The 25,945-nt window shown below is 54.8% G+C and carries 21 protein-coding genes and 1 tRNA gene; 5 read left to right on the top strand and 17 right to left on the bottom strand.

What is annotated here, in order from left to right; genetic code table 11:
* Positions 1-23: 23 nt before the first annotated feature.
* From pheT to H8K03_09210, 5 genes are all read right to left on the bottom strand, one after another.
* Complete coding sequence (pheT, locus tag H8K03_09190; protein ID UVT22042.1) at positions 24-1,742, bottom strand: phenylalanine--tRNA ligase subunit beta; 1,719 nt, start codon at positions 1,740-1,742, stop codon at positions 24-26.
* An 8-nt stretch (positions 1,743-1,750) separates the two neighbouring features.
* Positions 1,751-3,316, bottom strand: coding sequence for a phenylalanine--tRNA ligase subunit alpha (locus H8K03_09195; protein UVT22043.1), 1,566 nt, complete (start codon positions 3,314-3,316; stop codon positions 1,751-1,753).
* Positions 3,317-3,326: 10 nt separating this feature from the next.
* A complete protein-coding gene (locus tag H8K03_09200; GenBank protein ID UVT22044.1) occupies positions 3,327-4,031 on the bottom strand; it encodes a ribulose-phosphate 3-epimerase in 705 nt (234 codons plus the stop codon).
* A complete protein-coding gene (gene rsmB, locus H8K03_09205) occupies positions 4,028-5,419 on the bottom strand; it encodes a 16S rRNA (cytosine(967)-C(5))-methyltransferase RsmB (GenBank protein UVT22045.1) in 1,392 nt (463 codons plus the stop codon). Before rsmB ends, H8K03_09200 begins: the two co-directional genes overlap by 4 nt.
* Positions 5,420-5,487: 68 nt before the next feature.
* Positions 5,488-6,429 carry a methionyl-tRNA formyltransferase gene (locus tag H8K03_09210; protein ID UVT22046.1) on the bottom strand — a complete coding sequence of 314 codons (942 nt, stop codon included), beginning with the start codon at positions 6,427-6,429 and terminating at the stop codon, positions 5,488-5,490.
* An 87-nt stretch (positions 6,430-6,516) separates the two neighbouring features.
* On the opposite strand from H8K03_09210, the gene H8K03_09215 reads away from it, so the two are divergent.
* Positions 6,517-6,593 (top strand) — tRNA-Met (locus H8K03_09215).
* 17 nt (positions 6,594-6,610) lie between these two features.
* Here H8K03_09215 and H8K03_09220 read toward each other — a convergent pair.
* The gene (locus H8K03_09220) at positions 6,611-7,708 is read right to left on the bottom strand and encodes a site-specific integrase (GenBank protein UVT22047.1); all 1,098 of its coding nucleotides are present in this window, start codon (positions 7,706-7,708) and stop codon (positions 6,611-6,613) included.
* A 14-nt stretch (positions 7,709-7,722) separates the two neighbouring features.
* Positions 7,723-8,004 carry a helix-turn-helix domain-containing protein gene (locus H8K03_09225; protein UVT22429.1) on the bottom strand — a complete coding sequence of 94 codons (282 nt, stop codon included), beginning with the start codon at positions 8,002-8,004 and terminating at the stop codon, positions 7,723-7,725.
* Between the two features lie 385 nt (positions 8,005-8,389).
* Here H8K03_09225 and H8K03_09230 point away from each other — a divergent pair, with 385 nt between their 5' ends.
* Positions 8,390-8,788: a DNA repair protein RadC gene (locus H8K03_09230; GenBank protein ID UVT22430.1), complete on the top strand. Its 399-nt coding sequence runs from the start codon at positions 8,390-8,392 to the stop codon at positions 8,786-8,788.
* Here H8K03_09230 and H8K03_09235 read toward each other — a convergent pair.
* The 10 genes from H8K03_09235 to H8K03_09280 form a co-directional block, all read right to left on the bottom strand.
* Positions 8,785-8,928 (bottom strand): hypothetical protein, encoded by a 144-nt coding sequence (locus H8K03_09235; GenBank protein ID UVT22048.1) that lies wholly within the window; start codon positions 8,926-8,928, stop codon positions 8,785-8,787. The two genes, H8K03_09230 and H8K03_09235, sit on opposite strands and share 4 nt — an antisense overlap.
* Before the next feature lie 85 nt (positions 8,929-9,013).
* Positions 9,014-9,223: a hypothetical protein gene (locus H8K03_09240; protein ID UVT22049.1), complete on the bottom strand. Its 210-nt coding sequence runs from the start codon at positions 9,221-9,223 to the stop codon at positions 9,014-9,016.
* A gap of 109 nt (positions 9,224-9,332) precedes the next feature.
* A complete protein-coding gene (locus tag H8K03_09245; protein UVT22050.1) occupies positions 9,333-10,481 on the bottom strand; it encodes a hypothetical protein in 1,149 nt (382 codons plus the stop codon).
* On the bottom strand, positions 10,478-10,753 hold the full coding sequence (locus tag H8K03_09250; protein ID UVT22051.1) for a hypothetical protein: 276 nt from the start codon (positions 10,751-10,753) through the stop codon (positions 10,478-10,480). Before H8K03_09250 ends, H8K03_09245 begins: the two co-directional genes overlap by 4 nt.
* A gap of 3 nt (positions 10,754-10,756) precedes the next feature.
* Entirely contained in the window at positions 10,757-12,010 is a 1,254-nt protein-coding gene (locus H8K03_09255; GenBank protein ID UVT22052.1) for a hypothetical protein, read from the bottom strand.
* A gap of 56 nt (positions 12,011-12,066) precedes the next feature.
* On the bottom strand, positions 12,067-12,357 hold the full coding sequence (locus H8K03_09260; GenBank protein ID UVT22053.1) for a hypothetical protein: 291 nt from the start codon (positions 12,355-12,357) through the stop codon (positions 12,067-12,069).
* A 19-nt stretch (positions 12,358-12,376) separates the two neighbouring features.
* Positions 12,377-12,607, bottom strand: a complete 231-nt coding sequence (locus H8K03_09265; protein UVT22054.1) for a hypothetical protein — start codon at positions 12,605-12,607, stop codon at positions 12,377-12,379.
* Entirely contained in the window at positions 12,607-12,867 is a 261-nt protein-coding gene (locus H8K03_09270; GenBank protein UVT22055.1) for a hypothetical protein, read from the bottom strand. Before H8K03_09270 ends, H8K03_09265 begins: the two co-directional genes overlap by 1 nt.
* A gap of 51 nt (positions 12,868-12,918) precedes the next feature.
* Positions 12,919-13,959, bottom strand: coding sequence for a replication initiation factor domain-containing protein (locus H8K03_09275; protein UVT22056.1), 1,041 nt, complete (start codon positions 13,957-13,959; stop codon positions 12,919-12,921).
* Positions 13,956-14,267: a helix-turn-helix domain-containing protein gene (locus tag H8K03_09280; GenBank protein UVT22057.1), complete on the bottom strand. Its 312-nt coding sequence runs from the start codon at positions 14,265-14,267 to the stop codon at positions 13,956-13,958. Before H8K03_09280 ends, H8K03_09275 begins: the two co-directional genes overlap by 4 nt.
* Before the next feature lie 693 nt (positions 14,268-14,960).
* On the opposite strand from H8K03_09280, the gene H8K03_09285 reads away from it, so the two are divergent.
* Genes H8K03_09285 through H8K03_09295 form a run of 3 tightly spaced genes read left to right on the top strand, consistent with a single transcriptional unit; the run spans position 14,961 to position 25,734 of the window.
* Positions 14,961-18,983, top strand: coding sequence for an NERD domain-containing protein (locus H8K03_09285; protein UVT22058.1), 4,023 nt, complete (start codon positions 14,961-14,963; stop codon positions 18,981-18,983).
* Positions 18,980-20,761, top strand: a complete 1,782-nt coding sequence (locus tag H8K03_09290; protein UVT22059.1) for a hypothetical protein — start codon at positions 18,980-18,982, stop codon at positions 20,759-20,761. The genes H8K03_09285 and H8K03_09290 overlap by 4 nt, the downstream gene beginning before the upstream one ends.
* Positions 20,758-25,734 carry an ATP-binding protein gene (locus H8K03_09295; protein ID UVT22060.1) on the top strand — a complete coding sequence of 1,659 codons (4,977 nt, stop codon included), beginning with the start codon at positions 20,758-20,760 and terminating at the stop codon, positions 25,732-25,734. The genes H8K03_09290 and H8K03_09295 overlap by 4 nt, the downstream gene beginning before the upstream one ends.
* Positions 25,735-25,945: the final 211 nt, after the last annotated feature.

Here is a 25,945-nt window from a genome sequence, read left to right on the forward strand (position 1 = left end):
TTTAGCTGATCATTGCTCCTATCTCAGGATGGATCCGCGAGACGGGAGAGGTTCACTTCGAACGCAACGACCGGCATCGCAATTTGCCAGCGTTCGAGAACCTCCGGATGGACTTCGCCGATGACACCGACCGGTTCACCCGCAACGATGATCCGGCCTGCGCGGCCTTCCAGAAAAGACGGATGCTGTACGGGCTCGAGACTATACTCCTTGCCGAAGTAGTAGAACAGCACATCCAGACAAGAATGAATTTCTGAGAAATGTGCCGCCGCATGGGCAATCACGGCACCCAAGACCGTTTCCGTCCGAGAACCCACCTCACTATGGTTGTCCGGAATCGCGACTTCACCGGCCTCAAAGAGGCGATGTGGATAAAACGCCCGGCTCGAAGCGGTCTCGACACGCAGCAGTGAAGGCAACATCCATTGGCGGAGACAACTAAAGCTCAGAGACATAACGTTGTCGACTTCGACCATCCGTCCCCAGTCTGTACCTTCTAGCCGCATCAAGCCGGAATAATGATTCGGCGAACCGAGAATATTGGAGATGATTTCCTGAAACCCCTGCCCCACCATCAATTCTCGAGCACGGTCCGACATCTGTTCGATCCCGGATAAACCTCCCACTGTAAATTGTGCCGGCATGACCGGCGTGAATTCGGCATACCCCAGACTCATCGCCACATCCTCAACGACGTCCATCGCATGCATCAGATCCTGCCGATACGCAGGCAACTTCGCCTTGACGGCGCCTTTCCCAGGCGATACCTCATACCCGTAGGTCTCAAGCGCATGCTTGACGGCCGTGATGCCAAGCTTCTGACCGAGCGCCTGCTCGATGGTCTGAATCGGGATGGTCTTCTGCTTCCGAAGATCTTGCGGGGTCCTGACTCGCTTGCCCAGCTGCGTGCCTGATGGGTACTGAACTTCAACCGGCTCGATGATGGCCCCCCGATCGGCTAGATTGGCCGCAAAAATGTTCAGGGTCAAGATAACCATGGGCAAGTCCGTACCGGTCACTTCGACGAAGAGCTGATCGTCTCCGACTCGTACCTCTCCGACTTCCCGGCTGTTGATGATCGGAGGAAACGACAGCGGTTGTTTCGCTGCATCTCGAAGTATCGGCAATCGGCTCTCTCCGGCCAGAATCGCTCCATACTCCAACCCTTTCGGATGCACCATCAGAATCTCCGAGAGGGTCATCACCGTCTCCATCCCCAACGGGGTGAACCGGGCTTCGTCGGGTTTCACAAGCTCATAGCTGACCGGAAATGTGATCTTGGGCAATTGATAGATCCCGATCGAAACGGTCTTGCGCTTATGGCCGAAGATCTCCGCCAATTTTTCTTGGGTTTGAATCAGCTGGGCCAACCCTTCATCGGTCACCCGATAACCCGTGGCGGTACAAGCAGCAACGTACGGGCGCACGTTTTCGATGCCAGGCTTCACGATGACCTGCAGTCGGGATTTGGACTTTGCCGCAAAAAATGGGTAGGGCTTGGGCCCGCCCTGTTCCTTAATGCGGATTTGCCGTGCGATCCCTTCGCAACACCACAGATCGGGCCGGTTACTGTCCTGCAGTTCGATACGCAACTCTCCGGTTTCTGGGCTATACCCTTTCAGTTCACCCTTCACGAGCATGAGCCACGCTTCCAACTGTTCAATCGAGACCGACCGGTTTGCCGGTTCAGTCCAGTTCAGTAACGACTCAAAATCGTGTTTAAAAATTGTGATCGTGGGCATAGCGCAGGCTAGAACAATCCTCTGGTCGTGCGGATCAATTCCAGGTTGTCGGTGAAGAGCTCTCGGATATCGTGGATGCCCAGCGCCACCATTGCCATCCGGTCGAGGCCTAGTCCCCACGCAATCACCGGCGCGGTGACCCCAAGAGGTAATGTGACCTCTGGCCGGAAGAGTCCAGCGCCACCGAGTTCCATCCAGCCCAGGCGAGGATGCCGAACGTGAAGCTCCACCGATGGTTCTGTAAACGGGAAGTAAGCGGGCAGAAACTTCACTTCTTTTGCTTGAGCGACCTCGCGCGCAAACAAGTTTAGAAGACCCAGCAACGTTCTAAAATTGATGTCTTCCCCAAGTACGATTCCCTCCACTTGGAAAAAATCCGTCGCGTGAGTAGCGTCGACCTGGTCATAGCGAAAACACCGGGCGATCGAAAAATACTTTCCGGGAATACTCGGTGAGGCAGCTAACGTTCGGGCGGAGACGGCAGTCCCTTGACTCCGCAACACCAATCGTTTGGCGCGTTGCAGATCGAAGGAATAGCCCCAGCCGGTGGAGCCCGTCGCGGCACCGTTCTCGTGCACCTGGGCGACATGCGACAACACCGAATCGTCCACGCCGCTGGCATGGGTAGGAGTCTTTACGAAATACACATCGTGAATATCTCGGGCGGGGTGGAATTGCGGCATGAACAGCGCATCCATGTCCCAGAACTCTGTCTCGACAAGCTGCCCCCGCATCTCCTGAAACCCCATGCTCACGAGTTTGGTCTTTACGGCATCGAGAAATTCACGATAGGGGTGCTTCTTCCCGGTTCCGATACGAGGCGGACGCAAGCTGATGGTATATTTCCGGAATCGTTTATGACGCCAGCTCCCGTCTTTCAACAACTCGGGACTTAACTGCGATACTTCCTCAGCAACCCCTTGCCTCAGCAACTGTTCCGCCGCGTTTGCACCTTCCGTGGACAAGATGAATGACCGGGTCACCCGCTCATCTATACGGAATGGCTCCTTTGCATTCCCGCGCTTCACCGCATAGTCTTCGACGACCTGGCGATCGGCGTCCGTGAAGCTTTTCAGTTCCTTCGACGACTCATGTACCTGTTGCAGAAGGGTTCGGAGTATCTCGGCGGTCGGGCTCGGGCGTCCGGTCGTTTCGATACAACCTCCTTGAATGATCAGGATCACCCCTTCCTTCTTGAGTCGTCCGACGGCCTTGCTGACGTCAGAGGGATCAAGTCCTCCTTGGGCCTGAAGATCGGGAATGGTCAATCGCTTTCCGGTGCCGGTCGCTTCGCGCGCGGCTGCGACGACTCGTTCCAGAGGTGACGAAGTCCGATAATACTCTTCCCCTATCTTGGTCAACGACACCATGGGCGTCACGGTTTCCGTCTGGATCGCGATCAGCGACTTGGCGAGCAGCCACTCGACGGCCATGCTGAGTTGGGAAGGCTCCAATTCAGCGGCTGCAGCCAACTGCTCGCTGTCCAAGGCGGTTCCGGGCGGACGAGTGCCCAACGTCGTGAGGACTTTGATTTCGAGAGGATGAAGGCTGTCGATGACTGCGGAGATGTCCACCCTCGATGGCCTATCGATTAACCGCTACGCGGGGCGCCGGTTGAACGACCGTCTCTGCGGCCGCTCGCATAGCTGCGATCGTGGCCGTATAGTCGTGTTGGGAAAAAATCGCCGATCCAGCCACGAGAGTCGTTGCGCCGGCAGCGACAATCTCCCGTGCATTATCTACCTTCACGCCGCCATCGACCTCAAGCAGTGCCCGGCTATTGATCTTGTCCAAGAGTGCCCGGGCTTCGGCGATTTTCTTGAGCACTGATGGAATAAATTTCTGTCCCCCGAATCCTGGATTCACCGACATGATCAACACGAGATCGACATCGCCCAAGATCTCTTGCAGCAACGCGATGGGTGTAGCGGGATTCAGGGTGACTCCGGCCTTAGCACCCCGTTCTTTAATCGACTGAATCGTGCGGTGAAGGTGCGGGCAGGCCTCAACATGAACCGTGAGGTAGTCGGCACCGGCCTCGACGAAATCCTGGATAAACGCATCGGCATTGGTGATCATCAGATGCACATCAAGGGGCAACTTGGTAACCTTCTTGAGGCTTTCCACGATAGGAGGCCCCACTGTCAGATTCGGCACAAAATGGCCGTCCATGACATCCACATGCAACATATCGGCACCGGCCCGCTCCACGGCGGCGACTTCCTCCGCCAGTCGAGCAAAATCGGCAGAAAGAATAGAGGGCGCGATGTAAATCGGACGACCCATCATCCGTGCTTTCGTAAGCGGACGGCATAAAATCCATCCATCCCAAAGCCGTTGCACAGGGTGGAGAGCGCCCCCTGGGGGGTCACAAAGGAAAGAGCGGTGGTGGGAAGCCAGGGAGCCACAGATTCACGCGTCCATCCAGGAGAGGCTTCGCAAAAACGACTGACGACCTCTTCAGTTTCTTCCATTTCAGTTGAGCAGGTACTATAGACCAGCACCCCACCGGGTCGCAAGCAGGGAGCGACCGCCTCAAGGATCTGAGTCTGAAGCTTCTGATGCGCAAGAAACACCGAACTACCCTTGCGAAGTTTCGCTTCAGGATGCCGCCGTAGCACACCCAGCCCACTGCAGGGGGCATCCACGAGTATACGATCGAATGACGGCAATCTCCCCTGGTGGTTCGACTTGTGTGCGATCATTGCAGACCATTCCGACGTCTTTCTCACATCACCAACGATCGGGACAATACTTTGAATTCCCAGCCTGCGGCAATTTTGCTGGAGCAGGCTCAAGCGGGAATGTATCCGATCGACAGCATAGATCGTTCCACGATCGCTCATGAGTGCAGCAAGATGAGTCGTCTTGCCGCCTGGAGCGGCACAGGCGTCCAAAATGACTTCGCCGGGTTGAGGATCGAGGATCGGAGGGATGAGCTGGGCCGCTTCATCTTCCACATAGAAATCCCCTGCGAGAAATCCCGGCAGCGAGGTGATGTCTTGGCCCTTTTCCAGCACAACTCCCACAGGACTAACTTCTGCCGGACGAGCGACGATCTCGGCTTGTCGTATACGCTCCAGAAATTCCTCCCGATTCAGTTGGCAGCGGTGGACGCGCAGTGTGATGGCCGGGACGGCGCTGGCCGCTACACAAGCCGATTCTGCTTGTTCAATGCCCAGTCGACGCACCCACCGCTCTGTCAGCCACAAGGGTATGGCGTAGCTGACGGACAGAAACTCAGCTGGATGAGCAACTGAGTCTGGTAAGGTTGGAGCCGGCAAGCGGATGAGGTTGCGCAAGACCCCGTTCACCAATCCGCTCCAATCATGCCCCAGTTGTTGTGTCGAAGCTTTGGCCAACTTGACGGTTTCGTTCACCGCGGCCGATGCAGGAATGCGATCCAGGAACAGCAGTTGATAGGCACCGAGTCGAAGCAACATTTGAACGAAAACAGGAAGCTTGTGAAGGGGTTTGGACAGCACCGCGCAAAGTCGCCAGTCGATCGTTTCTTGCCGCCGTAAAACTCCGTACGCCAGTTCCATTACCAGCGAGCGGTCACGCGGCAATGGAATTGCCGCAGCCCGTTCGTCAATCAGTTCATCGAGTGAACGATCGGTCCGTTGGCTGGACAGGACGATAGCAAGAGCGATGGATCGCGGTGAGAGTCCGGACACCGCAACATCCGAATTTTGCTCGCGAATCACAATCGAGACCAGAGAGTGAATGCTGTTGCGAGAACAAACTATGCAGCCGAGGAGCCCAGTTGCTCACCAACCTTGACGTGGTGCCCAGCCAGGAATTGAGCCACCGACATTCGCTTCGAATTGGCCGTCTGGATTTCGCGGATCTCAAGCAGACCATCACCGGTCGCCACTAGGATCGATTGCTTATTCACTGTGACGATGGTACCCGGCTTCTCTGTCGTCGGGCCAATAGTCGAAACCGCGTTCCAAACATTCCAGCGCTCCCCACCCAAAAACGTATAGGCCCCCGGCCAAGGGGAAAGTCCTCGGACTCGGTTGGCGAGGGATGCTGCTCTCACGCTCCAGTCAATGAGGCCGTCTTCTTTCTTCAAGATCGGCGCCATGGTGGCCTGTCCATCATCTTGCTTCTTGGGCATCAATGTCCCGGCTTTCAACTGTGCGAGGGTTTCGACGAGCAGCCGCCCGCCCGTCTCGGCCAAACGCGGAGCCAATGTACCGGTCGTATCGTCAGGTGTGATGGGTAACCTTTCTTGAAGCAGGATCGCGCCTGTATCCATTCCTTCGTCCATCAGCATCGTGGTGATACCGGTTTCGGTTTCTCCATTGATAATTGCCCATTGCACCGGAGCAGCTCCTCGATATTTCGGCAACAGTGAGCCATGCACGTTTACACAACCCATGGGAGGAAGACTCAGTATCGGGGTATGTAGAATTCGCCCGAAGGCCGCTACTGTGATTACATCAGGCTGCCATGCAGAAAGAGCTTGCAAGAAGTCGGGGGTTCGGATCTTGAGAGGCTGCAAGATGGGAATACCGGCTCGCTCAGCGACCAGTTTGACAGGCGGAGGTACGAGATGCTGCCCACGTCCCTTCGGTCGATCCGGTTGCGTCACGACCCCCACGACTTGGTCCTTCGAACGAAGCAGGGCCTCCAACGACGGCACGGCGAATTCCGGTGTCCCCATAAAGACGATCCGCATGCCTTCGCTTTAACATCGTGGTAGCGAGAAAGCAATCGTGCAACACCTCAACTTGACTTGCCGCTCGGCGCTTTGTTAGCATCCGGCCGCGGGGTGGAGCAGCCTGGTAGCTCGTTGGGCTCATAACCCAAAGGTCAGAGGTTCAAATCCTCTCCCCGCAACCAACCTTTCTTCTTCTCTTTCAACAACTTATCACCGATTCTCTTCCCGGTTCCGTGAGTGCGGAATTCGCCGATTGTGCTAAAACTGTGCTAATTCCCCCTGGAACACGATCGAGAATCTCAATCCCTGCGCGCAAACTCTCTGGATAATGATGCGCGTAACGCATCACCATGGAGATTGTTTTCCACCGTCCAAGCTTTTGCACGGTGTAGATGTCGGCGCCGGCTTGCACCAATCGAGTGGCAAAGGTATGGCGCAAATCATGAAACCGAAAGCGTTTCACGTCTGCTTTTCGCATGGCCGGATAAAAGACACGCAGGAGATCCCGCGCGTCCATCCGGTTTCCAGCCCCGTTGAAGAACACATAATCCGTTTTCATTGATCGAACTTTCGCGCGGGCTTTCAACACTTCAAGCGTCTTCGCATTGACCGGAAGCGTATCTCTGCCTCCGTTCTTTTGTACCAGCAGCGTGATAGTTCTCCTGAATAGATCCACGTTGCACCATTCGAGATTCAGGATCTCACTCTGCCGAAGTCCCGTGTTCACAGCAAAGATAATGATCTCTTGCAACCAAGCGGGTGATGCCGCCAAGAGACGTGATTCTTCCTCTGCTGTGAGCCAGCGTTCGATAAGATTATGCACTTTTTCTTTCGAGACCCGTTGCACCGGATTTTCCGCTACCCATTCCCATTCCTTTACCGCAAGCTGAAACGCATGGCTCAAGAGCGTAAGTTCGTTGTTAATCGTCTTGGCCGCTGCTCCCTCAGCTCGCCGCTTCGACTTATATGCCGCTAAAAGAGAAGGTCGTACTTCCTTCAACGTCAGATCCCCGAATGCCCGAATGAGATGCTGTGCCCGTGAGATATCACCGCGATGCGTGGTCGGCGCTCTATTTGGAGCCGAATGATCTCTAAGATATCGCTCCAAAAGGTCCTTCACCGTCTTATCGGCCCCTGCTTCGGGTGCATACCACTTCCCCTCAGCGATCTGGACCATGACCTTGTGGTAAATCTTTTCGGCTAACTTCTTATCCGTGACTTCCGTGGATCTCCTGACCTGCTTCCCCTGATACGGAAAGCCCATCCACCAGACCCGTCCTCGACGAAACAGAGCCATCGGTAACCTCCTTGTTAGGCCCTGTCTTTGTCTGGTTTCTCGCGGGTAGGAGTATAGACTTCGCGTTTGGCGGCTTCAATAAGCTGATCCACACCGCGATTTGAGTGACGGGTCAACGGAGGAAGCGTTTCTTTTGGCCCTGAATCGAACGAACGCAACCAGGTTGTAATAGCATCCGGTTCAAATCGAAGCACCCCATGGATCTTCCGACATGGAATCTTTCCCTGAGCTGCCCATAGGTAGAGCGTGGATGGCTTCACATTGAGCCACGCTGAGAGATCTTTCACCGTCAGCAACATATAACCTCTGTTTCAATCGGGGGGAGTGTTTCGACACCCCCGCTCCCCCTCTCATGCGCCCGCGTAGCCGCCGGCGTGGACCGAAGACTGAACCCCCAGTGGTGGCGGGCCATCGCTGAGGAGCAGCAGGTCAGGCCTTTCCGAACAGCCTCCGTCATCTCTTCCTGTCCAGGCCTGCCCACTGCGAGAGCGCTGTGCCCTCATCCTCCTTGTCTGTCCCACCCCCTCGTTTGTGCGGGGTGGGACAACAATTTCTTCAAGGAGGATTCGGATGAATCAAGATGCAGAACACATTCCCGTCAGGCCGAAACGGCTGATGAAGGCCAGTCGGCCAGCGTTGACCTATCGAGCCCCTCGGTATCGCGTCACGTTGGTCTGTGAGATGGAGGGGACGGGATCGGCCCAACCCATCAGGGATTCGACCACGGCAGCGATGTTGTTTCGACCCTGCTTTGAAGGTCTGGATCGTGAACACTTCGTGGTCTGTGGGCTGGATGCCAAACACCATGTCATCGGGATCAATGTGGTCTCGGTCGGGTCCTTGTCGCTCTCGATCGTCCATCCGCGTGAGGTCTTCAAGCCGTTGATCGTCATGAATGCGGCCGCCTGGCTGTGCGCCCATAACCATCCCTCGGGAGATACCACGCCCAGTCAGGAAGATCGGCTCTTGACCAAGCGACTGCGCGAAGCCGGCGAGTTACTCGGAATCACCCTCTTGGACCATCTCATCCTCGGCGAGGCGCGGCAGTTTAGCTTTGCAGATGAAGGCTGGCCGTCCTAGCCGCGGAGTAGCCGCAAGACCCAGAGCACGGCTGAGGCGGTGAGCGCGATCCCAATGACCGCTGCACCCCATCCGATGATATCCGCAGCCAGTGCTGTGCCGAGTTGCTGCAGATCCGATGCGACCGATGCCCAGGCCATTGACGGGTCCCTCCTCTTCTTTCTCCTCTTGTTCCTCTCTCACCGAGCAGCTCCTGCCACGCGTTGCAGGAGCCACCCTGCCGCCTTAGCGAACCAAGGATTTGACTCGCTTGTAGGCGTAGATCGTGAGCGCCACGCCGATGAACACCACTCCCCAGGCCACAATGTCAGCCTTGACGTTGGAGATGGTCGTAGTGCTCGCCGTGTCCACCGGGAACACTTGCGCCAGCGCGGTCTGCGCGCTGAGCACCGTCCCGAGAGCCGCTACTGAGAAACGAGACAGTGACGTCTTCATGTGCCTCACCTCCTTTCTGGGCTCTGATTACTGCGTCAGCAAGAGACGAATGATCATGCCGACCGTAAAGCCCCCGAGATAACAGGCCGCCGCCCAAAAGACGGCGGCATCAATTGCCGCTTGATCCATCGCACACCCGTTCCTGGTTATCGACCCCGATACATTTCACGTCGGCCTTCTCTTCGTAGTGCTGAAATAGTGGTGAGGCTTTGGCCGCCGCGTGGTCGAGTGGCTGACGAGCCAACAGTTGCGAGACAGCACGAGGCGTGTCCTCGCCGCCCCAGAGAATTCGATCGGACACCAACGACGGGACGCCCTTGATGATCTGTTCCGTGACCGGAGCGCCCACTAGGGCGGCAATCTGTCCGGCCGTGAGGATGCGGCCCTGAGCATCGACCCAGAAGGCCTTGCCATCCATCACCATTCCCCCTTCAATCCGTAAGCGATCTCGATTCGCGGCCGTGGAACCGGTGGCTGCTGGTGGAGCGAGCGGATCGGTCGAAACAGTGTTCTCCGCTCGTTTCAGGAGCATGGGATTCGTTTCGATTGTTGGCGATGCTGTCTTGGACACGGCTGGCTTCGCTGTACCGGAGAACCACGTCCCCCAGCCAATAAACCCGAGGGCCCCTACTAGCCCCAGCCCCCCGATCATCAGTAGTGGACTCGACAACACCGTTTTCATCCGTCGTTCCTCTCGAATGCCGCCCGTCGCATAACTGGAATAGTAGGCGTAGATCTTCGGGTCATACCGCCCGATCAGCGTCCGAATCACTTCCGTCTCTTCCGGATTCCCGCGCACGAAGCCCTGAAACCGGCGCGTCATCCCGAATCGTTCCATGCGCCGAAACTTGATCGTGCTCTCGACCAACCGCGTGACGCTGGAGGTGAGTTGCCGGTAGTCCTGCGCCATAAGAAGGACATCGACCCCGTAATGCCGATGGGTTTCGAGCCAGCGGAGGATCTCACCGGGGATCTTCTCCTTGGCCCGGAAGATGGTCTGGGCCTCATCGAGACAGATCGCCGATCCTGGCTCGACGGTGGGCAAGAGCGATGGGATCTGAGCGCGGTCCTGCCAGAGCGTGATCTGATTCTGCAGATCCGATAAGGGACGGCCTTCGAACAGCGCGAGCCGATCCAGATAGAACCCGTCCACTGCCACATAGAGGCGGCGTCCAGCGCGCAACCAAGGGAGCAGATAGTCCGCCACCGCGTAATAGGATTTTCCACTGCCGGGGGTCCCTTCCAATAAGGTGATCATGAGCCCCACCGGACAAATGGAATCGCTTGCAAGGTGAATCGCACCAACATGGCCGAGGCAATGATGGCGACCGCCTGGCTCATCCCGGTCGCCCCCAAAACCCAGGTGTACTGCACGGGGATGATGGGCACACTGAGGGAGCCGGTTCCGAGTGACGCCAGCAGGCTGTCAGCAACCCCCAGAACGGAATCCCAGCCGCTTTTCCAGACATCGGTAAACGACAAAATCATGTCGAGCAGAAAGCAATAGATCAGATTGAGCAGTGCGGTCATAGCTTATCCGTTCCCGACAAAAATGATGCGATAGGCGGCGAAGCCCGCCCCGGCGATGACAATGGCGCGAAGCGCCAAAAACATCGTGGACCAGTCGTTGAAATTGACTGCGAACGTCCCGAACTGCGTGGAGGTCCAGGTAATCGTCGGCAGGTCTGCGGGCCAGGTCAGAGATTGCAGCAGCGCTAATTGTCCCGCGATGCCCGATCCTCTCCAGATCGTGAGATGCTCCTGGAGAATGGCTCCGAAAGACCGTAGCTCATGATCTCCCGTTGAGCACTGCACGCTGGTGCTGCTGTCGTCTTGCGTCGTGGTCGAGCCATCGGGATTGGTGGTGGTCGTGCTCGTCGTCGTGGTTTGCTGCGTCGTGGTCGAGGTGGTTTGGGTGCCGGCGGGGGGCGTGGCATTCGGATCGATCATGACACTGTCGTCGGGCACCTGATTGGAGGGCACCACGGTGGTGGGCGCATCGCTCGGCGTCACGGGATCGTTAATAACCGTCGTGGCGTCCGTGGCCGATTGCCCTGACCCGACCGGTGTCGTATTGGCTGTCGGACTGTTGGGTCCGGTCGGGTTCTCGTTCCAGTAGTCTTGAATGTCTTGGGCGGTAGCGGGTTGCGGTTCGCTTTGCTGGGAGGGATTGGGGTTCCAGGGATAGCGGAACGCCAGACAGGTCTGCGGCGCTTGGGCGCTGTACCAGCCGTTCCAACCAGCTGGTGGATCGCCGACCATGGCGAGCTTGCATCCAATCCCGCCAGGCTGCGGTGTCGGAACGGTGAGGTATTCCACCCAATTCGTCATGCACTCAGGAGCACCCGGGCATTGACGAATCTCAGCGCCTCCAGGCTCAGGATAGCCTTCGATGTCCGGGGCTCCCGGCGTCGCCGAGGCCGCCTTGATGTCCTGCACTTGCTGCGCATTCAGATGCAGCTGGGCCAGGACGAGGCCGGCGGCAATGGCCAGACCGGGCCATCCCGTGGCCGCCGTGATGGTCCGGACGGCGATGGAGGTGCCGGGGTTTGCGAGTGCAATGGCTTGCGCAGCGGCTCCGGCTTGTGCCGCCTGGCGGGCCAGCATCATCGTGTGGAACTGTGTGGCCGTCATGATCCGGCTGTAGCCCGTGGCCGCGAAGGTCAGCTGCGGCCAAAGGCACAGTGCCACCGCCACGCAGTAGAGGAGTGCGGCATAGCTGCTCAGGGCTAGAGCCGCCCTGAGAGCACACCGGTCAGAAAACAGGCGAGGAAAAACATGAGCCATGTGAGTTGCTGCTCCAACGTCAGGTCGGTGAAGATCATCAGCGTCTCAATCGGTCGTTACTTACCTTGCTGACTGTGTGATGCGCTTTGAGTGATCGGCTGATAGGCCGTCACATCCAGGAACCGTTGGCCCTTGAATTCCCGGAGATTGACCGTGACTTGAGCGAGCTTCATCTTGTTGGCTTCCATGAGCTTGTAGAGCGATTCATGGTCTTCCGAGATGCTCGCTTCCAAGGTGGTGGTGTCTTCCTCGAAATAGAGCACCGCATTCCGGAAGGTCCGTTTCCCGTCCTGACTCGGTCTCGACTTGACGCCCATCACGACACAGGTGCCGACGAACTTTGACATGTGACTCCCTCCTGGTTAGTTAGTTGGACCACCGAAACCAGCCCTGCTTCGTGCAGGACCAGAGATAGACCCACACCGTGCCGCAGCTCTGACACCGCCCACGCAATCGCGGCCCGCACATGAAGAGCTTGAGGAACCCGATGTGGCATTGTCGGCAGAGAACCCGTCGCTGGGTCTCCACCGCAGTTCGTGTTTCACTGTTAGGAGATGCTGGCCGCTCTGTCAGCGGGCCAGGTGTGTGCGTTGCCATCAGACCCCTCCTGTGTGCGAGGATTCAGCGGCCTGCTCTATTCGGATGCCGCACCACGCGGCTTCCACACAAAACAGATGCTCGACGCGCGCCTGGACCGCCTCCGCCAATGGCCCGTCGAGCCCCTCAATCGCGGCAAGCTGATAAAGCCCAATTCTGAGAATGTCTGAATAGGTGACATCTCGCTTCGCTGCGAGGCTCATGAGTAAGGCTCGTTCCTCGTTGAGGAGTTTCACTGTCTGTCCTGAAACCTGTTTCATGACCCCCTCCCTGTAAACACCCATTTCATTCCTAACCCGGCCATCGGCTAGTTAGGTGGTCCCGGTGCCATAGGCCGCAGAGAACCCGTCCCGTGGATTCCACCAGCGGAGCTTGTGTCTCGTCTTTGCGATATCCTGACCCGTCTGTAAGAGCGCCAGGTGTTTGCTCCGCCAGCGGTCCACGCCGTCGACGATGGTTCTGACCAGCCAGCGTTCCCCGGCCTCAGGATGGGCACACAGGAGGCCGAGCATCGGTGCCAAGCTCTTCTCTGCCCACCGTTTGACGTGCTCGATTTTGCGCACCGTCGTGACCACATGGAGCGTCGCTCGTTGCATGCCCTCGGTGAGGGTCTGCCACCAGCCTAAGATCGGAGCGTAATACCGGTCCTTCGGGTCGTCCTCTCGGGTACAGTCGCGGAAATCCACCGCCGTCCGGAAGACCCCCACGATGTACTTCCGGAACGAATCGCCATCGAGCGAAGCGAGGGCGAGGCCGACGGCTTGGGCGCGCCGACTTTTCCATTCCATTTCCCAGCGCATCCAGGGGCCGTCTACCGGTTTGTCTTTGGCCCGTTGTTCCGCCGCTTTGTCGTAGACCCGGAGATAGGTATCCGATTGGCGAGACCCGAGGGCGAGCGTCTTCCCACGGTCCGATCCAGAGGGCACATCGAGCCCGCCAATAATCTGGCACTGCCGGAAGTGCGAGACGCAGTGGCCTTTGACCACGGCCTCATAGACCCCATCGACATCAATCACGCCGAGACGATCATCGAGGGCCACATCAATGCGGCCGAAATGCCCGTCCTGCGCCAGGACCCAGTGGGCTATTGCGTGAAACTTTTCAAAGGTCCAATGACGAATCAGTTCTTGGGACAGATCGACATGGACTTCCCGCGGATTCCGTTTCGCCCCCGTCGCAATCCGGCCATAGCCGCTGTCATTGCCCCGGCAGAACCAGACCTCGCGGTAGCCTTCATACCCCTTCTCGTCCCGAATCCAGTCCCCCTCGCCGAGGACCGTCTTGAGGATCTCGACCGTCGAATTGGGGACGGTAAAGCGCAGCCATCCCAGCGAGAATAACCAGCCGCTCATAGTTGCCTCCGAGTACTTGGTTGGAATTTGCGCCCCCGTTTGACTAATCGGGGGCTCGGCTGCCCGTCGCGCCGTCGGCTGGCGCCGCCGGTCGCGCGGCGTCCCGGTCCCTCAGCCGTGTCGAGGGTGTGGAGCACGTGATGCCCATTCCGCTGGATTGCCTGTCTCACTTGGTCCAGGTCGAACCGGACCATGCGCCCGAAGCGGATCACGGGGAGGTGCCCTTTCCAGTAGGCGCGACGCACAGACACCACACTGACTTTCAAGACGGCGGCGAGCTCCGAGGCGGTCAACCATGTCGTGTCCATACGATTCCTTTCATGAAGCGCTGTGGCACGAGCGGACCCTACTCGGGTGCTCATGCCGATGGAAGTAGGCCTGTTCTGCTCTTGAGTACTCAGGAGTGGTCAGGAGGACGCGGGAGCTTCGATGCAGAGGATGATGAGAGAGAGAAAGTCATGGTCGCTCCTTCCTCGAAGATCATTCGGAAGACGAAGGAGCAATAACCAGAAACCTCGCGCCAGGTGCAAGGATGCGCGGGTCTTGAATTGCATGTATTTACGAATGAGAGCACACGAACGGGGAAGACTCAGGAAGAAACGGCAATAACGAACAGGACGTTTGTGACTAGGGACCAAGAATAATTTGGCCCTGGGCCGAATGGATCTAGTTCGGCTCGCCTCCTATCTTTAGAGCCCACCCTCTTCTCGGGTTTTCTGTCCGGTCATGACCCGCCTAAATCCTGGTGATTTATCGCGCGGGAAAGAGGTATTCTACCGCTCCATAAATTCTCTCGTATACCCGATTTACCCTGATGCTTGTCTGACAAGCGGAAGGGTAGCTATGCGATACGATGCGAAATGGTACTACACCTAATGGGACGCCCATCTAATTCATGTTCAGGATAATGAGATTATCCATTTCAATGAGCGTTGATCACTGCAAAACGACAAAGCTGAATCCAACGGCACGCGACGGTGTAGCAGGGTAAGTTTAAGACGATGAAAGTAATTCCCATTCAGTGCGGGGAATTTGCGAACGAAAGCGAACGGCAGGCTTTTGAAGCCGTTAAGCAAAAGCTCGGTGTGCAGTCAGGTAGCGACGAGTGGATCGTTCTTTCAAACCTCCCTCATTCTTCTACCGCCCAACATCAATCTGATGAGATTGACCTCCTTGTGATTGGCCCACAAGGGCTTTTTGTTATCGAAGTAAAACATTGGGACCGGGCTTGGATGAAGAAGAATCAGACCCTGGTTGATAGCGAAGCAGAAAAACTCTCCGCAAAGGTCCGCCGCGTCGCAACCAATTCAAGACGCAGGTTTGAGGCACTTCCAAAAGTGAATGGCTACATACTGCTAACAGCCGAATCAAAGCCGTTTAGTTCGCTAGGTCGCCCCGAGCATCGTGGTATCAAAATTTTCACATTGAAAGAAATCGTAGAACTATTTGATCTTACAACGCCAGCCCAGTTATCCCCGGCAGTAGTGAAAGGATTGTGCCATTACTTAGAGCCACGTAGCGTCATCAGTGTAACTGGCAGCCTCCGACGACTTGGAGATTTCATCAATTTGGAATTGGAAAGCCATACCAGCGAGCGGTTTCATCGTGTCTATCGTGGCGCACACGCCCGAACACAGGACAGAATCATCCTGCATCTTTACGACCTTTCAGCATTCGAGGGTAGTGGAACCGAAAATCTCGCCGCTCGTGAATTTGAAACGATGCAGAGGCTACAGAAATCCCCATGGGTACCTCGCTTCCGGGATTCCTTGCAGGACGTACAGGGCTTTGTTGGGGAAATGAAGTTCTTCACAGTGGTGGACCCCTGTGCCCCTACAATAAGAGAAAGGTCTGCCGATAAATCGTGGTCAACCAATAGTCGAATTGCGTTTGCGCATCTGGCTATCAAGGCCCTGGCCGAACTGCATTCATCTTCGGAAGAAGATGCTCCCCCTATTGTCCATCGCAATCTTTGCCCCTCCAATATTCTAGTTACCGCTAGGAATCGTGTCCTTTATACCGGATTCTCGCTCGCTCGAATTCCAGGAGAGGAAACAGTATCAAAGGTTCCATTACCAATCGGTGAGCCTGCATTATTCTCAGCAGTTGAAGTTCGCGAGAGAGGCATAGGCAGCGCTGATCAGCGCAGTGATTGTTATTCTCTGGCTGCATCATTGCTCACGATCTTTGAAGGCGTTGCGGAAGGACAAGCCGCTCAGTGCCGGACAATTCTACAGAGCGCTTTACTTCAGAAGCCTGATGATCGGCCTACGCTTAGCGCACTCATTGAATTGCTGGCTCCTTTAGTAGCTGAAAAGAGCCCCACGGGTTCTGCCGCAGTGGCCCCAGCAGAGACTGAGCAACCTTTACCTCTTCCTCGATATTGGTCTGAAGACCTACTTGTGCAATTCAAAGATAAATACTTTCGCATCATTTCACGCTTGGGTCGTGGGGGTATAGGATTGACCTTCAAGGTCGTTGAAGTGGACCCAGCCACGGGAGAGAATTTCGGCACTTACGTTGCCAAGGTAATAAACGAAGAGGCTTCCGGGAAAGCTGCCCTAAAGGCCTATCAAAGGGTCAGAGCACACACATCTTACCCCAATCTCTCAGTGATCTATGAGGCGGCAAGCACTTGGCAAAACAATTCATTCGTTGCCCTGCTCAAATGGGTTGAAGGAGATGCACTTTCTAGTCTTTATGGAGTGATACCACTAGTTGCCGAAGAGAGCGGTGATGCGTCTATAGAGGTTCTCGTTCTTCGTTGGAGCAAAGATCTATGCGAAGCGCTGAGCAGGCTACACCGTGTAGGCCTGGTGCATGGCGATGTTAGTCCCGCGAACATCATCGTCCATCACGGTGAAGTTTGTCTAACAGATTACGATCTCGTTACACTGGTCGGTAACCTACCTTCAGGTCACGGCGCTGTTATGTTCTGTTCTCCACAAGCGGAGCAGCATAAACCGCTCACGTTTTCGGACGATGTCTATGCACTAGGAGCTTCGCTGTTTAGAGCAGCTATCGACCGGGAGCCGTTCCCAGTGCAGGGTGCGACCTTCGACAAAAGCAAAGGCGTGCAATGGCAAGACGAGGAAAAGGTCAGAATGCCGCTTTTTGCCGAATTCCTATCGCGCGCCACTACGCCGATCCCCGAGCACCGGTTTGCCTCAGCAATGGTGGCGCTGGAATGGTTGGACTCAAAACTATCCCCGCAACTAGCAAGAAAGTCGTCTGAGCCTTCTAACCTAAAGCTGCCCACGACACTCACCACAAACCAGGTGCCATGGTTAAAGCATATCTTGCAGGTGTTCCCGGGCTCTGCTTACGGCAACATTGAAACACGTGGTCTAGACAGCGCCTTTGCCGCAGACACCTACGTAGAGACAGCACTAGAAAAGGTTCTTTTCGAAGAAATACTTGCACGCCATGTGCGACTTGTCATCTTGTGTGGAAACGCGGGTGACGGAAAAACTGCATTCCTACAGCACCTCGCGAAGCGCTTTTCTGTGCCGGAATGCACGTCAGCACAGCGCCTCTGGGAATCGACAACTTCCGATGGTCTCAGACTCAGAGCTAATTTGGATGGCGCAGCCTCATTCGGCGGAAAGAGTGCTAGTGAACTCCTTGACGAGTTCTTTGCCCCCTTTATGCAAGGCTACCCGGAAGCAGATATCGCCCACTTGCTCGCCATAAACGATGGACGTCTGCTCGAATGGATTGACCGTTATCAAGGTCAAAACGATGCTGCTCCCCTAATCAAACACCTGAATTACCTGCTCGATCAAGAAAGTGACATTACCCTTCCCGACTCTCACATTCGGTTGATTGATTTGAACTCGCGATCATTGGTTGGCGGCATCCGCCCAGATACGACCACTGTTAACACAGAGTTTTTGGACAAGCTGGTAGACAAGTTGCTGGGTGGGGACCGGGCGGCAGAGATCTGGAAGCCATGTAGCACCTGTAGCGCCTTAGAGCGCTGTCAAGCTGGGCGCAATGCCAGGCTACTTCGAGAAAACCAGGCCAATAGTGTCGGACGACGCATCCGTGAACGCCTTGCGGAGTCTCTGCAAGCTGTTCATCAGCGTGCCGAAGTTCATATTACTGCCCGCGAGCTACGTGCCACGCTGAGCTACATATTATTCGGAATACATTATTGCACCGACCTGCATGAGCGTCCTGAGCTCCGACCTCCCGGTTACTGGGATCTTGCATTTGAACCTACTTCAGAGTTGCGCCAGGGCGAAGTGCTCCAAGAATTTACATTCCTCGACCCTGCACTAGATGCGCATCCGATGATTGACCGCCTTCTCGCCGGACATAGCAGCAGAGAACTCAGTCACGCTGGCCCAGCCTACCCAGAACTCTCCCTTGCTTCAGCCCGCAGGAGGGCTTACTTCGAGTGGCAGCCACAAGAGATTCAGGCGGTCGGAACATCCACTGATGCCTTGGGCCTCGCGCACGGTATTCACCTGAGTCTGTTCAAGGAAGCTGGATTGCGAGACGCTCCTTTGAATGCAGATCTTTGCCGCCGACTGTGCAGAGGCGTTTCACGCCTTGAGGACCTCCCACTACTAGCTCTTAAAAGAATCGAGACGGGGCGAGTACCGCTGAAAGTCTCACCTCGTACGCCAACCGACAGCATTTTCTGGGTAGAGAAGCTACTGGAAAGGTTCACTCTCGAATCAGAAGTTGTCAACCCTAATTCAGATCTCCCACGACTTCATAGGCGATTGTTTTTGATCTACTCATACCACGATGGTCGCAAGGAAGTGCTCTCTATGGGTTACGAACTTTTCCACACTTTGCTTGAGCTGGAGTCAGGATTCCAACTTAGTGATACAACATCAGATGATTTGTTTGCCAACCTAGCTGTCTTCACGCAACGATTGGCGCAGGAGGGCGAATCTAGTTTGTTTGCGTGGAATCCACAGGACGAGAGAAATTTCTATAGAGTAGGAATTGATAAGAGTTCAGGCCATCAAATGCTAGTTTGCAGGGCACTCGGAATGCAAGAAACATGAATGCTAAGAGCATAGTTGAGTCTGTTTTTTCAGTTCCAGTAGCCAAAAGGCTGTGGACTGCCAACATAGATTCCCTTTTGCCTGTCACACCTCAGAACTTCTCAGTGGCTGCGGTGCTTCCCGCTGTTCTTTATATGTTCCGTTGGGGTCAACGAAGAGGTCGCGGCCAATTTCAGAAGGCTTTCGGCTCAAGTTTAGCAAAGCCAACAATTAAAGATGTGTCTTCAGTCTTAAGCAAGAAACAATCTGATTTTGTTAATTTCGACTCTTCAGTAAAGAATTCTATCCTCGGGGACTTATTACTTTGTTATCTGCTCGAGAATAAGAAGCATGAGAATGGTCACGACGCTGAAATCGCTCGCGTTTTCCCCACACATTACATGTCATCTTGGATTGACTTGCCCTATACAATTGCCCACCTCCGGTTCGTTCCTGAAATGCTGGTGGCTCTTTTAGCACAGCAACCAGATGAGCAGTTCGTAAGACCATCATCTTCACCGACTCGATTCTCAGTCAGCCGTGGATTCCAAGACAATCATTTACTACAGATTTTTGGGAGAGGAGTCAGCATCGAAGGGCAGTTCGCTTCCTCACAGACCAGCGACAAAGTCGATGAAGGGGAGAGCTTTGGTATTGATCAACTGTTGGCGATCCGGTTAGCTCAGGAATGCGGAGAAGCGCCCGGAAAACTTCGTGGTGCAGGTGAAGTCTCCCAGATACCTAACAGCTGGTCCGTTGCTCGTGTTGCGGCAGAGCACCTCAGAGAGGACATGAGCATTCTGTTACAAGCGTATGGTGGTTTGACCCCGCGGCAAACACTGGTGCCGATGCTTGAGAGTGTTCTCGGCCTCGGACTCTTAAATGTATTCTTGGGATGTCTGAGCTCGGCCCTATATTGGCAAAAGAACGGGACTATAATCCCAAAGGATCAACAGGAACCGTGGCCGATTTTTGTCGATGCATCAAATGGCGCAGATCATTCGTTACGCAGACTGTCCGAAGAAAGCCTAGAGGAGGTTGGGCGGATGGTTGACCAAGTGCAATCGCCTTTGATGGCGATGCGCCTGCTTGATGCTAAAGGCCGCCTTGACCCTAAATTGAAGAGTTTCTTGCCCAAAGGGCCGGATAATTCAACATGGCTCAATCTGCTTGGACAAGTGAGAATGGGACGCCATGAACGTTCCGAATGGATTAACAATGACCTCCATGAAAAGTGCGAAGCTCTGGCTTTGTCTTTGGAAGAAAAGGACCTTTTCGAAGATGTGGTGCTCCTCTTACGTTCCGAAACCTCCACACCAGACCCTGTCGATAGACTGGCAGACGCCTGCTGCTCACTCATGGGAGAGAAGCTTCTTCGCACCCACCACATGAAATTCCTCGATTCATGTCTTATGGTGGATTCTCCTCATGGCCTGGGAAGAAAGCGACGAGTCTCCATGCGAAATGTATCAAAATATCGGACAACAGGTGATGTTCGGTCTGTTGTTTTGCCTAATACTCTCTTAGATGCGTTAGCCCATCGCCACCTTTGCAAGGCAGCGCGAGGCAAGTCGCAGAGGGCGCTACCGCTGATAGTATTTCTCCAGATTTTACGGGAACGGTATGGCCTCTGGGTGGACGAGGCGCCTAAAAACATGGCGATAGGCGATGAAGACCTGCGCCGCAACCGACAGATTCTTGAGCGAAGATTGCGAGACCTCGGTTTACTCGTCGGCGTGAACGATGCCGAGTCCATGAAGCGACTACGCCCACGATATGTTACCACTCCAGGGTTATGAGCATTAGCAACACCCAAGCGGCTTTCCTTAACCAAGTTCTCCAAGATCTGGCCGGGCCTCCAGAACCCGGCAATATCGCATTCATTCGCTGCATACCTGCAGAGCTTATTGGTCCACTCGTCACTCACCAAAACTTTCGAATCCAAGGATGGCAAGTTTTAGCTGTAGCGGGAGAAGGAGACACGACTCAGCAGACTATAACGGCAGACAAAGCTGTGGAAATTAGAGAGAGTAAGCTAGCGGCCACTTTACTGATTGTAGATGTTACCGCCGCCGGGGCGGGAATGGATGGCATCTACAGCGCGGCAAAAGAGATTTCCGAACAAGAATTATTTAAGAAAGCAATCACTACCGCACGGAAAGCGTTGCCAAAGCACATCGCCGACTTGGTGAGGGAAACTGTAAGTCGAGCGAAGAAACTCGGCCAACGGCATGCTGTTTCTCCATGGCAAGAGTTCACGTTTTATTCCCAGTGCGTCGAGAGGCCTGACAACATCGGTGCTGCGATGGCCATGCTGGGATTGTGGCCTACGAGGTTTGGCCACGAACCAGACATCCGCGACATCGGTAAATCAGCCTTGCTTGTTGAAAAACTTCTGCTCCCACCTTCCTGCTCAAAATCCTTGTCTGCCCGAATCACAGCTCTCATGTTACAGGGGGAGACTGAAGCTCAGCGAGTATCGTTAGAAAAAGTATTGCGGGAAGCAGGAGGGCAATCGCTTTCCGACGTGCTGGGAAAGGTCGCAGCACAGCCAAGTATCTGGCTAAACAACATCAAGCCATCATTCGCCACGGACAGACTTTCACGTATAGAGCTAGTGTCTTGGAGGAACCGCAGCGGTGGGATTACGGCTTGGTCGGGACTTCAGCTATCGGACGCTGAAGATCTTCCATGCTTGATTCTAGATGCAAACGATCCGGTCTCCGGTCTCGCCATACGTTGGAACACACATCCAGCAGAGATTTCCAAGGGATCAGTCAACTACGAAGTGGAAATTATTGCAACCTCAGATGTGCTTGCGACCAAAACCATCGAGCACAGTGAGCGGGCACCTCAGAAGACATTTTTTAGTTTTGAGGACTTTGAAGAATTGGATGAATCAGCCAAGTTCCAGGCCAAGGTAGTCGTTCGAGCGATCGATGCCCCGGAGGTGCAACCAGATGAATCAGAGGACTTTATTATCGCTTTCGGCGCTATGGCTGTTCAGAAAACCTACCGCGGTAGCGGTGAGACGGTCCGTTGCGCCGTAGAAGGCGCCATCATCCTAGAAAGCAAGGAAGAACTTGTTGCGCTCTGTCATAAACGAGCGGAATATGCTCACTTCCGAACGGATTCGAAGGGCTACATTATCATGCGCCCGAATCACGTAGGCCGGAGCTTCCGTATCTTCCGGCCGCCCTTGATCTCGGAAATTGAGAACAAATGGGAGGCCAATCCAGAAGCTATCGGTCGCTGGTCGATTCAAGTGCGCGCCGATGGAACTCGATCTGGCGAGCTGCAATTCCATCCCGTCGAGCGTGGTAATTGCCCTGAATCTACCTGGAGCCGACTAGAAACTGCATCTCGCCTGTTCTGTGAAGACACGATGCAAGGCCCGGGCGCTTTGTCACAAATCTATATTCACGATGATAACACTTCAGCACGAGCCGTTGAGTATTTGAATGCCTGGGAGGGTGCCCTCGAAGAGAGTACAGCTGCACTTGCTTTAGCCCACACAGTTGAAGTGCAAGATGTGGCGGGCAAGACCATCGGTCTCATCGTGCTCCCCTCACACCCAGTTCGGGTAGCATGGCAGGCCGCTTATGACGCACTAGCAATTCACGCTCGATACGAGTTCGGACTGCCGCCACCTAAGGTTAGAGAGGCGTTGAAAGCCCTTGATTCTAGTCACTTCCCATCCATGCTGCCCGGACTGGAGCCAGGTGGTACCTTCGTCTTCGCGGACACGTTAGGAGTCACAGCGGTGGCCATGGTTTTGGATTCTGATCGGGAGCCAAAAGCGGCCGTCTCTACGATAGCTCTATGTCTAGGCGAGGGAATTCCTGAAATTGCTCCATCCGTGGGTCACCAGACTGCGACTGTCCTCGGCAAGGAAGTCGACAGCTATCTTAAATACCATCAAAACAATCGACTTCTGCATCTGCACGCATTACGACCTGGTGATGGCGGGACTGTAGTCCGCGCACTGGGCAAGGTTATTCGCCAACCAACCCCCTCGAACGGTGAAGAGGAGATGCGAAAGATAGCTTTCAGTCTGAACATCTATCCATCTTCAGCACAACAAGCCGTTGCAGGTAGGTTCCTAACTCAACTTTCGCAGCGGAGACGGAGCGGGTCTGGCGGGATTGAAAAGGAGGATGCTTGGATTCTCGACCCCCTTCCGTGTGGTGGGAATCGCACGATGCCCCGGTTACGTTGGTCTCGGCGCGATTGTCTATCGCCGGGGGAGCATGAGCCTGCTCACATCTCGCTCACGTTTGACACATTCGACTCAAGAGTTGTGGCTGAAGAACGCTCCTCCCAGAGTAGCCCTCTTCATGTTTTCGGCTTAGTGGCTAGTTTAGAGCGTGAATTCTTTTTCGAGGCAGAAACTCCAGTATGGAAAGCATTCGTCAACCCGGAACAAGACGGTGAGAAGCATCCAACTGCCAGAGTTCTCACAGAGCGTCTAAGCCGTGTACATTCGGCCACACTTCGCGCTGTGGCTAGGTCACTCAGCAAGTCTGGTGGTTGGCCTATCCTTCGCACTGACCTAAACCGAGAAGAAGTTGAAACACTCAAGACCTTGCATCGGCTGAGTGATTGGGTCGTGACTGTGGACCGGAACGCTGGCATTGAATACTTTGATTCTCCACGAGAAGCACAAGCTGTCTATGATGCTTATGTGATTGATGCAGTGCCTGAGCGTGACGACCTGGGCTGTCTCCAGATGATCACGTCCACCAGTCATTTGGACGAAGTGCGTGGACTGTTAGACCAAGCTCTCTCCTTCATGGGGTTGAGCAGTTCGCTAAGAAACTGTGAGTTTCTTCTTGGCGAACTCAAGGCATTAAGTGGCCGCCTTGCCATGCGTTTGGCAAGTGCCACAACCGAGGCCCATGCGAAGACTAGTGGCGAACTCATCGCACTTGCATTGTCGCGCGCACAGTGCCGCGACCCGCAACCAGGACACTCCTGTTGGCTCTCATTGAATGAAGGTTTTTTTGTACCTCTAGACGACGTCCGGGATCTGTTGCCAACTCCAGAGCGGCAGGGGGACCAAGATGAGCGTGATAATAGAGCGGACCTTCTGTATGTCGCAGCCCCGACACGAGGGGGAATCATACTTCGTTTTGTGGAAGTCAAATATCGGCGGCATCTTGCATTGGCTCGGTCACTAGACCTCGTTGAAACCGTCAGCCGACAAGCATCAGCGAGCTGGAATCTCTGGCTAGATTGGTATTTTCCCCAAGACTGCTCACCAGTCATCCGTTCCATGCGCCGCAGCAAGCTCGCTCGTGCCCTCCGATTCTATGCTGAGAAAGCAATGCGCCATCATCTACCTACCGAGGCGTTTAAACGCATATCACAAGAAATCAACCGAATGTTGCAAAAGCCAGAAGACTACACACCTTCGGTCATTTCGGAACCAAATCGCGGATACATATTCTGCCCAGAATTTACTCAGCCCGAGCCAGAACGCCTCTTCCCAGACGTGTCTGATGACACGGCCATATTCCTCTTCGGCCCTGGGGCACTACTCGACGTGATCCAGACTCAAAGGGCAGATGTTTCGGGACCGATGCCCACCGCTCAAGAAAAAACTGCCATGCCCGGCGCTACGCCAGTTTTCGCTGAAACCCGATCTCATCTGGAACCCACCGTTAGTGCATCGACCCTGGGACAACAAGGAAGACAAGTTCTACCAATGGCATCATCAGGTACGGCGGGCATTATCCTCGGGACAGTTCACGGAACGACGACGCCAGTTAATTGGTCAGTGAAAATCGAGGGCAATCCGCATCTGATGATTGTTGGATTGCCCGGCATGGGGAAAACCACATGTCTCGTCAATCTTTGTCGGCAACTACAAACTGCTGGCATCACCCCCATCGTCTTTTCGTATCACGATGATATTGATAGCAAACTCACAGCGTTCTTCCCAGGCTTCTCCAAATCAGATTGTCAGAGCCTTGGCTTTAATCCAATGCGCGTGACCGACGATGGGCCGTTTGGTAACATCGAGAGCGCTGGTCTTCTTCGCGACATCTTCGCGTCGATTTTTCCTGAACTTGGGGATTTGCAGCTGGAAACTATCAGGGCTGCCATTAAATCCAGTTACGAAACCTACGGATGGGGTCCACGGCCAAGCGCTGTACCTCTGGAGACTCCCCCCTTTCGAGAGTTCTTCAAGAAGCTACAGTCTTCAAGTAAAGGGGACACGAGAACGCAAACGCTTCTCGCGCGATTAACAGAGTTGGACGACTACATGTTCTTCAACGATACGCTAGCAGCTCAAAGCTTACTCGACGAATCTCGGCTGGCTGTACTTCAGATTCACAAAACTCAAAATGCCGCCGTTCAAAGGGCATACGCATCCTTTGCGTTCTACCGCATTTACCAGGATATGTTCCGGCGTGGTCGCCAAGATCGCATTACTCATGCAGTAATTTTTGACGAAGCTCACAGGGCCAGCCGTCTGAAATTAATTCCGACAATGGCTAAGGAATGCCGGAAATATGGGATCGCACTAGTTCTGGCCTCACAAGAAGCACGCGATTTTGACACATCTCTCTTTTCTGCCATCGCAAATTACCTTATTCTCCGTGTTACAGAACATGACGCTAAAACCTTAGCGAGGAATGTGGCTCCTTCCGACATGGAGCGACGCGTCGCAGATCGTTTGAAGCAAATTGAGAAATACCAAGCCCTCTATTTCTGTGAGGGTCGCAGAAACCCCACCCACCTGGATCTCACTCAGACTTCTGGCTAAGACTTGCTGGGTCGCGACGATGCGGGGAACATCAAGCCTAGGCACGAATGGCTGCGCAAGGAGAAGTGAGATCTCGAGGACTAACAGACTACGTGCTGTACGACACCGTGTTGGCGAGGGAGGGAAAGTGGACTTCCCTGGCTTTTGCGGACTTTAAGCCCGATTCGACACTGGTTCAAACGCCTCTGGACTGATACCGCTCAGATGGCTG

Source organism: Nitrospira sp. (assembly GCA_024760545.1).
In the GTDB taxonomy this organism is placed as follows: Bacteria; Nitrospirota; Nitrospiria; order Nitrospirales; family Nitrospiraceae; genus Nitrospira_D.